Source organism: Rubritalea spongiae (genome assembly GCF_042652385.1).
Taxonomy (GTDB): Bacteria; Verrucomicrobiota; Verrucomicrobiia; order Verrucomicrobiales; family Akkermansiaceae; genus Rubritalea; species Rubritalea spongiae.
The window spans coordinates 1,938,651-1,951,191 of record NZ_JBHSJM010000001.1; the positions used below are offsets into that span (position 1 = coordinate 1,938,651).

General features: G+C 51.2%; 11 protein-coding genes. 8 read left to right on the forward strand and 3 right to left on the reverse strand.

Annotated features, from left to right (window positions below; genetic code table 11):
• The 3 genes from ACFPK9_RS08840 to ACFPK9_RS08850 all read left to right on the forward strand — a co-directional run bounded on the left by ACFPK9_RS08840 (nucleotide 1) and on the right by ACFPK9_RS08850 (nucleotide 3,536).
• Nucleotides 1-1,527, forward strand: a complete 1,527-nt coding sequence (locus ACFPK9_RS08840; RefSeq protein WP_377094497.1) for an SUMF1/EgtB/PvdO family nonheme iron enzyme — start codon at nucleotides 1-3, stop codon at nucleotides 1,525-1,527.
• Nucleotides 1,528-1,554: 27 nt separating this feature from the next.
• Nucleotides 1,555-2,421, forward strand: a complete 867-nt coding sequence (locus ACFPK9_RS08845) for a hypothetical protein (protein WP_377094498.1) — start codon at nucleotides 1,555-1,557, stop codon at nucleotides 2,419-2,421.
• Nucleotides 2,422-2,483: 62 nt separating this feature from the next.
• Nucleotides 2,484-3,536, forward strand: coding sequence for a nucleoid-associated protein (locus ACFPK9_RS08850; RefSeq protein ID WP_377094499.1), 1,053 nt, complete (start codon nucleotides 2,484-2,486; stop codon nucleotides 3,534-3,536).
• A gap of 124 nt (nucleotides 3,537-3,660) precedes the next feature.
• Here ACFPK9_RS08850 and ACFPK9_RS08855 read toward each other — a convergent pair whose 3' ends face one another.
• The gene (locus tag ACFPK9_RS08855) at nucleotides 3,661-4,311 is read right to left on the reverse strand and encodes an SDR family NAD(P)-dependent oxidoreductase (protein ID WP_377094500.1); all 651 of its coding nucleotides are present in this window, start codon (nucleotides 4,309-4,311) and stop codon (nucleotides 3,661-3,663) included.
• A 97-nt stretch (nucleotides 4,312-4,408) separates the two neighbouring features.
• Here ACFPK9_RS08855 and ispG point away from each other — a divergent pair, with 97 nt between their 5' ends.
• Genes ispG through ACFPK9_RS08875 form a run of 4 tightly spaced genes read left to right on the forward strand, consistent with a single transcriptional unit; the run spans nucleotide 4,409 to nucleotide 9,070 of the window.
• Entirely contained in the window at nucleotides 4,409-6,211 is a 1,803-nt protein-coding gene (ispG, locus tag ACFPK9_RS08860; RefSeq protein WP_377094501.1) for a (E)-4-hydroxy-3-methylbut-2-enyl-diphosphate synthase, read from the forward strand.
• Between the two features lie 24 nt (nucleotides 6,212-6,235).
• Nucleotides 6,236-7,081, forward strand: coding sequence for a CPBP family intramembrane glutamic endopeptidase (locus ACFPK9_RS08865; RefSeq protein WP_377094502.1), 846 nt, complete (start codon nucleotides 6,236-6,238; stop codon nucleotides 7,079-7,081).
• Between the two features lie 5 nt (nucleotides 7,082-7,086).
• Nucleotides 7,087-7,971, forward strand: coding sequence for a thiamine-phosphate kinase (locus tag ACFPK9_RS08870; RefSeq protein ID WP_377094503.1), 885 nt, complete (start codon nucleotides 7,087-7,089; stop codon nucleotides 7,969-7,971).
• Nucleotides 7,946-9,070: a HupE/UreJ family protein gene (locus ACFPK9_RS08875; protein ID WP_377094504.1), complete on the forward strand. Its 1,125-nt coding sequence runs from the start codon at nucleotides 7,946-7,948 to the stop codon at nucleotides 9,068-9,070. The genes ACFPK9_RS08870 and ACFPK9_RS08875 overlap by 26 nt, the downstream gene beginning before the upstream one ends.
• Here the strand turns inward: ACFPK9_RS08875 and ACFPK9_RS08880 are convergent.
• Nucleotides 9,063-10,211 (reverse strand): hypothetical protein, encoded by a 1,149-nt coding sequence (locus ACFPK9_RS08880; protein WP_377094505.1) that lies wholly within the window; start codon nucleotides 10,209-10,211, stop codon nucleotides 9,063-9,065. The two genes, ACFPK9_RS08875 and ACFPK9_RS08880, sit on opposite strands and share 8 nt — an antisense overlap.
• A 75-nt stretch (nucleotides 10,212-10,286) precedes the next feature.
• Here ACFPK9_RS08880 and ACFPK9_RS08885 point away from each other — a divergent pair, with 75 nt between their 5' ends.
• Nucleotides 10,287-10,745, forward strand: a complete 459-nt coding sequence (locus ACFPK9_RS08885; RefSeq protein WP_377094506.1) for an outer membrane lipoprotein — start codon at nucleotides 10,287-10,289, stop codon at nucleotides 10,743-10,745.
• Nucleotides 10,746-10,862: 117 nt separating this feature from the next.
• Here ACFPK9_RS08885 and ACFPK9_RS08890 read toward each other — a convergent pair whose 3' ends face one another.
• Nucleotides 10,863-12,512 carry an ATP-binding protein gene (locus tag ACFPK9_RS08890; RefSeq protein ID WP_377094507.1) on the reverse strand — a complete coding sequence of 550 codons (1,650 nt, stop codon included), beginning with the start codon at nucleotides 12,510-12,512 and terminating at the stop codon, nucleotides 10,863-10,865.
• Nucleotides 12,513-12,541: the final 29 nt, after the last annotated feature.

Here is a 12,541-nt window from a genome sequence, read left to right on the forward strand (position 1 = left end):
ATGGAGAATGCAAACCAACGCCTCGAAGTCGGCATGCAGGTCGGAGACTATCGCTTAGATGAACTTATCTACGATGGCCCCACCACCCGCACCTGGCAGGCCCACCAAGTCTCAGTCGACCGCGAGGTCATTATCGACAGCCTCAACCGCTCCGAACAAGACAACGAAGAAACCGTTGCCACCTTCCTCAGCGACGTCCGAGCGAAGGCACATGTCGACCACCCACTCATTGGATCCGTCTTCGAAGCCGTTCGAAAAGGTAAACTCTGCTTCTACGCCAGAGAATGCCTCCACGGACAAACCCTCCAGCAACTCTCCGAAGATGAGACCAAGATGCGACCTGAAAAAGTCGTCCACATCATCCGCCAAATTGCCGAAGCCAACCTCTATCTCGAACAACACAAAATTGCCTCATTGCCGATTAGCCCCGAGCAGATCTTTATCTCCGAGCACAGCCTCTGCCGACTAATCAATATGGCCGTCGGTGGCGATCGCGACCACAACATTTCCACTCAGGACAAGCACACCATCGCCACCGCCTTCATTCCCATACTGCAAGAAGGATGCCCCGGCTCCACCCGCACCCGTTCTTTGCTTAACTACATGGAAGACCTCGGGCGAGAAATCCCTTTAACTTGGGAACAAATTCGCGAACTTTCAGAAGAGGTCGAACTCCAACTTTCCGAGCCCAGCGTCCCCATTGCTATTTCTGAACAAATTCCCTCACCCAACAAATCGAAATCCCTCATTCTACTAGCTGGCGCTGGAATTGGAGCCGCCATTGTAATAGGCCTCGGCGCCGTCCTTCTCAATCAGCCTGAAAAACCAAAAGAACGTCAACTCACAGACACCGTTCACATCCCGGCGGGAAAATATCTTACTCACGAAGGCTCCCGAAACGAGCTAAACGAATTCTGGATAGATGCACACGAAGTCACCATCGCCGAGTACGCCAAATTCCTCGAAGCCATGGACCTCTTCAGCGCAGAAGAATCAGAAATTTACCAGCACCCTGAACAACCCAGCTCAAAAACTAACCATCTCCCACTCGACTGGCAATCCCTGCTCACCGCTGCACGCAATGGCGCCTCATGGAATGGCATCCAAGTCGACCTCAATTGCCCAATCATTGGAATCGACTGGTGGGACGCATTCGCCTATTGTGCCTACAACCGACGCCGCCTTCCCACTCAAGAAGAATGGAACGCCACTCTGCGTCACTCCAAAGCCGATCACTTAACTCGCTCAAACTGGGGACCCGTCGACCAGCAAAGTAAAGACATCACCAACAATGGCATTTATGGCCTCGCCGGAAATGTCTCAGAGTGGGCCGCCAACCCAAGCAAAGATCCCACCTTTCCCACCAAACCTGAAATGCCTGTAGTTTGCGGCGGCTCCTACCTCAAAAAAAGTAGCTCCGCGACTTCCCGCGAATGGCTCTCCACCGAACAAACCGAAGAAATAGACGCCCGCAGCATTCGCCGAGGAGACATCGGCTTCCGAACCATTTCTAACCGCCCCGACTAAACTAAATTCTAACACGCCCACACTCTTATGCGCCTCATTATCCTACTCACAGCACTCCTGCTCAGCCCAAACCTATTTGCTCAAATCACCGTACATACGAAACCTAGCCGCGAGGCCTACCTCAGTTACGAACCCATCGACATCCAAGTCACCATTACCAACCAAGCGGGCAGACCACTCACCCTCCGTAACACCGGCAACAACAGCTGGATCGAATTTGTCGTCAAAAACCAAAGTGGTCGCGTTGTCGGTCAAGTCGCAGCCACCGCATACGCCGGCACCACCATCCCCACCGGTGAAACCATCCGCTCCTCATTCACTCTCAACAATCATTACGATCTCGCTCTTCCTGGCAACTACAGCGTATATGCTGTAGTCCGAACACCAGAGCAGAATGGCCGCGAAGGCACGCGCTCCAATCAAGGCTATTTTACAGTCAACCGTGGAGTCCCCTCATGGAAAGCAAAAGTCGGCGTCCCAGGCGTCGCTGGTGACCAGCGCGAATACCGACTCATCGACTTTAATAATGGCTCCAGCCCGCAACTATACGTACAAGTAGAAGATGTCAGACTCGGCCGCATGCTCGCCTGCTACAGCATGGGCCGAAACCTTTCCTTCCGCCAGGCTCTCAAAGCGATCGACCGAGAAAATAAACTCCACGTCCTCTTCATGACCACTCCTGAACTCTACTGCTACACCATCGTCAACACCTCAGGAGACACAGTCAAACGACTCTACCATAAAGCAATAGGCTCCACCAAACCCTACCTCCACACCCACGATGATGGATCCGTAGTCGTTGCGAACTCTGTGCTTTACGACCCAGAAAAAGAAGCGGAAGAGCAGAAAAAATTCCACAGCCTCTCCGAAGTTCCTGGTGGATTTGAACAATAAAATATTGCATCCCACCACATCCTCATTGAGCGTCCCCCGCCACCAGCCAGCGCACCACACTCATGTCCAAACCTAACTTTAATAAAGCCACACTCTCTCACGTCACCCTTGCAAAAATCGGCAACCCTCTGCGTGGAGAATCCCTGAAAACTTCTAAAGACCTCTGCAAATTTGGCGAAGACGATAAAGAAATTCTCACTCTCGCCTTCCTCAAACCATTCAAAAATCTCGAACCTTACCACTTCCACCACACCAGCTCGCTCGACCTCCACGAGATGCATTGCTACGTCAATACCATCTTCGACCAGCAAGAGCGCTTCCTCACCTACTCCCGTAAGATCGCACGCCACCTTTACGACAAAACCAAACACCCTAACATCAAATCGGGTGACCTCTGCATCGCCTACCTTAAAGGAGTGCAGATCGATGGTGAACCCTGCGACGCCATCTCCGTCGTCAAATCCGAAAGCCTCACTCCCTTCCTCGAGATTTCCGACAACGACGGCGACCTCCAGCTCACCACTCATAACGGCATCTACCCAGACAAAATCGACAAAGGCTGTCTCGTCATTAACTCCCAAAAAGATTCCGGCTACACCGTCTTCACCTTTGATAAAGGAGGCGCCGACACCAACTTCTGGGTCCGCGACTTCCTCGGCGCTCGCGCGCGCAAGGACAACAACTACAAAACCAAGCAATATGCTGAAATGTGTGTCTCCTTCGCCGATGAAGGTCTCCCCGAAGACATGCCACAAGAAGACAAGTACCGCGTAGCGAACGATGCCATGCAGTACTTTGCCGAAAAAGAAAGGTTCGATGAAAAGCACTTCCAAGAAGAAGTCCTCAAAGAGCCAGCAATCGTAGAAAAATTCTCTCACTTCAAAGACAATTACAAAGACGAAGACGGCGAACCACTCGCAGACGAATTTGAAATCAGCAAACCGGCAGCCAAAAAAGCTGGCAGCAAGATCAAATCAAACCTCCGACTCGATACTGGTGTTGTCCTCAAGTTCACTCCTGACTTCGCTGAGCGCCAAAACGAAATCATGGAGCGCGGCTACGACGAAAAAATGCAAATGAAATACGTCAAAGTCTACTACAACGACGAAGTGTAAATCACAGCCGTGGCTCGAAATCCCATCGCGACCACACGATGAGACTCTCAATTCCAACCCACCGCCCTTCGACACTCTGAAACACCAAGAACCCTCTTGGCTGATGTAAGCAAGTAGTCCTATCTCACAAAATCCTGCTATCCAGATTAAATACCTGCCCAGAAGTCTGAGTCATTGTTTGATCAAGAAATCTCACGAACTGCGCGACCTTATCAGGAGAGTTAAAACTGAACAGTACATGCTTCTTCTTCACCGCATCGAGCACAGATTCATTGAGACTCTCCGTCATCCTTGTCTCCATAAATCCAGGCACTATCAAGTTCACGCGCACTCCGCACCCGCCCCATTCCTGAGCAAGCGACTTGCACATACCCTCTAGCCCAGCCTTTGCAGCAGAGTAATTCGCCTGCCCCAGCGGCGGATGAAATGCCGAGTACGAACTCACAAAAACCACGTGACCTGAACGACGCTTAAGCATCGCTTTACTCACTGCACGCGCACAGCGAAACGCCCCCTTCAGGTTCACTTCCATGACCCTGTCCCACACCGTTTCTGACATTTTAGCCAAAAGTCCATCCTCCGTCTTTCCTGCGTTACAAACGAGAAGATCCACCTCTCCGCATACTTTAAAAAACGCATCAACCGAGGCGTCATCCGTCACATCCAGCTCCTCTCGTCCTGGAGCAAGTACTTCATAACCACTCGCTTTCAACTGCGTATGCAAAGCCTCACCTAAGTCTCCTTGTCCACCTGTGATCACTGCACGCTTCGCCATACACACCTTCTACTAGCAGATTTCTTGTCAGACCACCGAAAACTAACTACTTGGAAGTTGGACGGGATCAGAAATCTAGTCTATACCCTAAAACATCATGACCGCAGACGCTCACACAGCTCTCCACTACTGCCCAGACCTCTTTGCCTATCAGCGCCGAGTCTCACGTGAAATCACCATCGGCCCACTAAAAATGGGCGGCGACAACCCCGTTCGCATCCAGTCCATGATCACCTCGGACACCCGCGACACCGATGGCTGTGTGAAAGAAATTCTAGAACTCGCCGAAGCTGGCTGCGAACTCGTCCGCGTCACCGCACAAACTCGCAAGTACGCAGAAAACCTAGAAAATATCGTCCGCGAAGTCCGCGCCGCCGGCTGCGATGTCCCACTCGTCGCAGATATCCATTTCAAACCAGACGCAGCACTCGAAGCCGCCAAATGGGTCGAGAAAATCCGCGTCAACCCAGGCAACTACGCCGACAAAAAGAAATTCGAAATCCGCGAATACACTGATGCTCAATATGAAGAAGAGCTCGAACGTATTCGCGAAGAATTCACTCCTCTCGTAGAACTCTGTAAAGAGAACAACCGCGCCATGCGCATCGGCACCAACCATGGTTCGCTCTCCGACCGCATCATGAATCGCTACGGCGACTCCCCTCTCGGCATGGTCGAAAGCGCCCTCGAATTCGCCCGTATCGCCCGCGATAACGACTACCACAATTTCATTTTCTCGATGAAGGCCTCCAACCCGAAGGTCATGATCGAAGCCTATCGCCTTCTCGTCGCCCGCCTCACCCAAGAAGGGCCAGACTGGAATTACCCAATACATCTCGGCGTTACCGAAGCTGGCGACGGCGAAGACGGCCGTATCAAATCCGCTATCGGCATCGGCTCACTATTAGCTGACGGCGTCGGCGACACTATCCGCGTCTCACTCACCGAAGATCCAGTAAAAGAAATCCCAGTAGCCAAAGCACTGGTCAATAATATCGAATTCTCCCACCTGCCACACGACCCAGAGAACCAACAAAGCGGCACACTCAGCTACGATCCATTCTCCTACAAACGCCGTGGCAGCAAGGAAATCACCATCGGCAACCTCAAGCTCGGTGGAGCCAACACTGTCCGAGTCTTCACCTCTCAGGAAAAATACGATGCACTAGAGCACAAACTCGATAAACTCGGCGACTTCAAACCTGAAATCGTCATCGAAACTTCTGGAGCAGTTGAGGTCGACCCTGAAAACGACAAAGAAATCGCGGCTATCAATGCGGAGTCTAAACCCACCCTAGTCACCATTCCAAATGGTCACCCGATGGCCGTCATCCACGCCTACCGCCTTCTCGCATGTAAGCTCGACGCCCACCACCCGATCCTCCTCAAAGATACATTCCACCCGTCTAACGATCCTGAAAAAGATTTCCAAGACACACTACTAACAGCTGCTAGAAACATCGGTTCCCTGCTCTGCGATGGCATTGGCGACGCTATCCTCATTCAGGGCGAACAAGCACCGGGCCAATCTCTCAGACTCGCCTATAACGTCCTACAAGCAGCTGGCACTCGTATTTTCAAAACCGACTACGTTGCATGCCCAAGCTGTGGCCGAACTCTCTTCAATCTCCAAGAAACCACTCAAAAAATCCGTGCCGCCACCGGCCACCTCAAAGGAGTCCGCATCGCGGTCATGGGGTGTATCGTCAATGGTCCAGGTGAAATGGCTGACGCCGACTTCGGATACGTTGGGGGAGCTCCTAACAAGATCAACCTCTACGTCAACAAGACACCAGTGAAGTTCAACATCCCTGAAGCTGAAGCCGTGGATCGCCTGATCGATCTGATCAAAGAACATGACAAATGGATCGAACCTCCAACTGTCGTTGCTGAGATCTAAGCCACCTAACAGAACACTCTAGCAATGCTGCAACTCGCACTCAGCCAAGGCGCCTTCGGCCATCAAGTCCTTCAAGACATTGGGTTCATCTGCTTGATCTCCATAGTTCTGGCTGGGCTACTCCACGCATGGCTACGTAAAACAACACCAAGCTTACAGTGGAACCAATCTGGTAAGGTCGACACTTCACGCATTGCACCTGCAGACATCATCGGCTGTATCTTTGTAACCCTGCCATTCACCCACACACTTTTCCTCTCCTATGCTGGACCAGGGCGGTCGCTCACTCCCATAGAATTAGCGATTAGCTTTGGGATGTTACTCATGATGTCTGGCATCGTACTCTTCATGTACAAGCAGCGCGACATGCTGCCAGAGGCTCTAGGCTTGAGCCCCAAGCATCCTGCCTACGTCTTTGCGTGGGGCGTAGCTGTGTATGTTGGCTTTATTTTGCTCTCCATTGTGCTGCAGCACGCCGGTCTCGAAGCCTGGTTAGAGAGCCGTCTCGGCGAACCAGAGCATCAACAAATCGTTCAAGAAATGATCAATGCCGTGGAAGTGGAGCGCAAACTCATCCTCATTCTCGGCACCTGCATCATCGCTCCGCTCGCAGAAGAAATCATCTTCCGCGGTTACCTCTACCCAGTACTCAAACGTTACACCGAGCCCGTCTTCGCTGCTATCGTCACTGGGATCATCTTTGGAGCTATTCACGGTAACATCTGGGCTGTCATCCCGCTCTCACTCTTCGGTATCCTACTCGCAGCCCTCTATGAATGGAGTGGAAGCATCTGGTCCTGCATCCTTTGTCACGCACTCTTTAACTCCATCAATGTAGCCTTCATGCTCTCCATGGGGGATCAGCTCTAAACCCTATGACTTTGGGCGAAAGCAGCGAAGATCAAATCATCGAGCGTATCTGCTCTCAGCTGACGCAGCGCTCAGACATCCTCGTCGGCCCCGGTGACGACTGTGCTGTCGTTCAGTTAGAAAATGGCGCACTCCAGCTGCAAAAAACCGACTGTGTCGTCGAAGGCGTTCATTTCTACCCAGAAGAAATGGCCGAACGTGTCGGCTGGAAAGCCATGGCGCGCGTCGTCAGCGACATTGCCGCCATGGGGGGGACTCCTAGCTCCATGCTCGTCACACTCATATTACGTTCAGATACTAAATTAGCGTGGCTCGAAGCACTCTATCAAGGGATACAAAACTGCGCTAACACCTTCGATTTCTCCATCGTCGGAGGCGAAACATCCTCCGCTCCAAAAGACTCAGCCAATATGCTTTCCATCGCAGGCACAGGCAATGTCACGAAGGACAACTTGATCCTCCGCAGCACCGCGAACCAAGGCGATACGATCTTCGTCACAGGCCGCTTAGGCGGCTCACTCACGGGTAAACATCTCGATTTCACCCCCCGAGTCAAAGAATCACAATGGTTAGCAAATCACTGCAAACCAAGTGCAATGATGGACCTCTCAGACGGCCTAGCAAAAGACCTTCCACGCCTCGCCAAACTCAGTAATCTTGGCTTCCTTCTCGATCCTCAAACCCTCCCCATCAGCCCTAACTGCACAGTTGAACAAGCCCTCGGTGATGGTGAAGACTACGAACTTCTTTTTACTCTGCCCACTCAACAAGTAGAGTACCTCCTTTCTAACTGGCCGGGCGATCTCACTCCTCTTACTCAGATTGGGATTCTAGAACAGCGTAGCGAAACAAACACTGCGCTCGATGGCGGCTGGGATCATTTTTACTAAATCTCGCATGCGGCTGCTCCTCTCCATTTTTTTCTTCACCTGCCTGAGCGTTAACGCCCATATCGTCGAACAACTCTTCGTCGATGTCACCACAGATGAAAAACAATGGAACGCTACTGTCCGCTTCGACGCCGGCATAGCCCTCCCCGAAATGCGGGCTGACAAACAAGCTCTTCAACCAAGACGACAGTGGCTGTTAGAACAATCCACTACTGAACAGGCAATGTTCCGCAAAGAAGCGGAAAAATACCTCCGCAGCTGCCTCATTTTTAGCGATGGCAACAAAGCCATAGAATGGACAGCCCAGTACCCTGAATGGCAAAGCAGCCCTCCACAATTCCGCAATCCTTTCACCGACCTTGGCTTTGCCTACTTTGACATTGTCATGAACGGGCCTCTACCACAGCAAAAACTCAATGTAACTGTCACTGATGGAGATCACCCCGACTTCGTCTTTGCCAATGGAGAGAACCTGCTCACCGTAGAACCAGCTCAGTCCATCGTCATTTGGCAAACTCTTCAAAACAAACCGAGCAGCTCGCAAAGCTTCTGGAATTTCGTCCACTATGGCTACCGCCATGTCCTTCCACAAGGCTGGGATCACGTCCTTTTCATCGCCGCCCTCTGCTGCCTAAGTTTCAAGTGGCGACCGCTCTTAGCGCAATCACTCATCTTCACCCTCGGCCACAGTATCACCATGGCGCTAAGTATCACCAATGTTCTCCCTACGCTCTCCCCTAACAGGCTGCAATGGGTCGAAATAGGCATCGCGGCGACCATCGTTTACATTGCTATCGAAAATGTCATTTCTCAAAAAATGCGAGTTCACCGACTCGCCACTATTTTCCTCTTCGGACTTATCCACGGTCTCGGTTTTGCCGCCGTACTAGGCAATACCATTCGCACCACCGACCAGATCACCACGCCACTCATCGCAGCAAACCTTGGGGTCGAACTAGGGCAAATCACCGTCATCGCCATAGTGTTTCTAATACTATTTTGGTTCCGACAAAAAACCTACTTCCCCAAAGTACTCAAAGCCACTTCTTGCGCCATTGCTCTCACTGGAAGCTACTGGATTTTCGAACGGATCACATAAAATCAATCTTCACCCCACGCTTGCGCCAACCCGTCGTCACATCCTCTTCTAACTGCTCCCAGCTCCGTCCTGCGCGCAAAACCTCAAGCGCTTCCGTCCCTGTCTTCCCCTGCTTTATTGCGCGTAAAAAATTCTTAATATTCGCTGCATCTCCCTCACCATCATAATGGTTAAAGTAGGTCACTAACAAAGCTCCGAGACCATAATTGAAATTCCCATTTTCCGCAGAAGCGAAATCACTGTACGACATCGTCATGAATTTCTCTAAGCGAGGCGCCAAAATCTCCTCACCTAAATTACGCCCCCTATTGTCTACTCTTGAGAACGAAGTCACATATTCTTCAATATACGATGGAGCCTTACTCACTGAAAACTTCCCACTGCGATACGGCGTGACAGCCACATACTCAGCAAAACCTTCACTAAACCATCCTCGCGCCCCCTCCACAAAATACTCTCTATCCGTCAGCTGATGAGTAATCTCGTGGGGCAAGGTCTTGTTAGTACGATCATAATCCATCGCCCAAGTGCTACCCCGTTTGACTAAGCCCAAACTCTGGCACAGCACCATGATCACGTCTTTGCCGCCCAAATACACTCCAGCCGATCCCTCAGGCCCACCCGCTCGCACGTAGGACTCCATCGTATCGAATAAAAACACCTGATAACGCACACTTTCCTGATGCGCTTTTTTATTCGCATACGGCAATTGCCTCACATACTCGCGCGTCGCTTCAAACAACACTGAAAACCGCTTCACTGGAACCTTACTCAGTTCAGTATTACTAATAAATTCATAATGTGGGCTACGGTAAATGTAACTCCCATCTTCACCCTCTTCTTCGGTAATTTCAATATCCAGATCTATCGATACGAGCTTTGGCCATTTCTGCTCAAATAAAGCCTCATACCCCGCTACATCCCCTCGCTCCCAATTCTTAACAAACTTTTGATCGGACTCACTCAGCATCTCCAAAGCTATCTCCGTTTTCTGCCCCCTAACCAACACGGTCACTGAACTCTCACTCTTACTCACCATCTCAGCCTCAAGTGTTCGCCCTTTTACATCAGTCCAAGTGCGAGCAGATAAAAAATCTGATAGTAAGGACAATGCAGCAACTGTAAGCTTTGGAAATTTCATAATAATACGGACGCAACCCCCTTCATATCATGGTCCTTGCAGAAAAGAAAAACCAATGTACCATCGCTGTCGACTATGAAAAAGTTACTTATCCTTTCAGTAGCAGCCCCACTGCTTTTTGCATCTTGTGCTCAAAATTCCATGACAGGTGACACCTACACACGTGGTGAAGCTGGTCGTGCACAATCCGTCAACCCTGGCCGTATCACTTCTATCCGTTACGTAAAAATCGAAGGTAATAACAAAGCTGGCGCCGTGCTCGGTGGTATCGCCGGCGGCTTCCTCGGTAACGAAATCGGTAGCGGTAGCGCAGCAAACACTGCTGGTGCAATCGGTGGTGCCGCAGCGGGTGCAGCCCTCGGCTCACACCTCGAACAAGCAATCGGCTCCCGCCAAGGCATCGAAATCAATGTCGACCTCGACAGCGGCCGTAGCGTATCAGTCGTACAAGAAGTCAACAAACGTGAGACCTTCTCCGTCGGTGACCGCGTCCGCGTCCTCAGCAATGGTAGCACCTCTCGTGTGACTCACTAATCAATCACATCAACTTCACTTTAATTATGGCCTGCTAGTTCGCAACTAGCGGGCCATTTTTTTACAGTTAATCCATTTTCCCATCCCTATAAAACACCTCTACCATAGACTTGACCACTATTCATGAAGTCCCAGCTCCTCAGGAATCAGGCTCGCATCCGTTGCTTCGTCAGCAGCGATCTGCATTTGGAAACGCAGAGTCTCCAGTGCCACGGGTGGGCGATATTCTTTAAGGCAAGCAATCAGTGACTCGCTGTCGCTGAACTGTTGCGTCATCTTAATGCGATACGCTTTCACAGCCAGCGTCTCCGCGGCACCTGGTGTTAACAACTCAGGCACATAAGCTGCCAGCTCTTCGAAATCGCCATCCTCTAACACAATGCCCCTGCGCTTACACAGCGCTTGGATCAGGTCGAAACCTTCCTTCGCATTGAGCGAGGGAAAGAGCGGGATTTTTACATCGATTCGCCCTGGCCGCTTTAGATCAACCTCTATCAAGTCGGGACGACTCGACGCCAGCACCCACACAATCTTCCCACGGTTGCGCGTGTTCGACATCTCCTTTGCCATCATCGAATAAACGCGCGATGACACACCGGAGTCACCCGATCCACTCTCACGCTTGCCGAGTGCCTGATCCGCCTCATCGACAAACACAATACAGCGCCCAAGCGCGTGAAGCAGGGCAAAGATTTTCTCTAAATTCGCTTCGGTCGAGCCCACCCACTTATCTCGGAAATTACGCATCGTCACCACTGGAACTCCAGCTTCGCCAGCGAGACATTCGGCCAAATAAGTTTTACCAGTACCAACCGGGCCACAGAACAAATACCCCATCGGCAGCGCTTCTAACTCCCCTTGATTCCACAATGCGATATCTTGTCTCAGCCATTGCTTCACACCGTCCAGACCAACCACATTTTCTAGAGAACGATCAGGCTCAACAAAATCGATCAACCCTTTGTTCTCACGCTCCACTAGTTGCTTCTTCAGCTCCGAGAGACGCCCTTCACTGAGCGATTCCCCATCGTGCTGCGCTCTCAACAACAATTGCTCAACAGCAGTGGTGCTCGCACCTAACAGCTTTTCAGCGACAGCTCTAATTTGGTTCTCATATGCCTCGAGCGGCTTCGGACAGCGCACCTTCAAAAAATCTAACAAATCCACTATCTGCCCCGCATTCGGCAAGGGCACCTCGATCGAGCTCACACGGCTGCTTTCAGCCACCAGTGGATGCAAGCCATTGAGGTTTTCAGAAATTAAAAAGGCAGTTTGCCCATATTCCTGAAGTCGCGCATCTGCCGCCCAGCCTCGCAGCAAGGAGGCCATCGAGCTAAGATCGTAATTCAACAAATTAGGAATCGCAGGACACACCAAATGCGCTTGCTTAACGATCACTGCCACCCGCGGAGCCATCCGCCCCATAATCTGTAGATTTCTGCAATACTGTAAATAATGCGTAATGAAGCGCACCGCTTCTAACGGGTCATGTGGCATTTCTGGAGTATCTTCGAGCGATGGCCACTCACGAAACTTTTCCCCACCTCGTTCAATTCTCAATCCAAATCCAAGATCATAACTAAGCACTACCTCAAACTGCGGCACGAGAGTCTCTTGCACAAACTCGCTCAAACTCCCCAGTTTGCGCTTCTGCCTGCCATACCCTAACAACAGGCGATCATTCACATTACCATGTAGCACAAAGCAACCCGCTGTCCCACTCTCGTAGGACGCTATCACCTCTTTCGACCAATTAGGAAGTTCCATCACCTCTACAAACTCACCGATCTTGACCC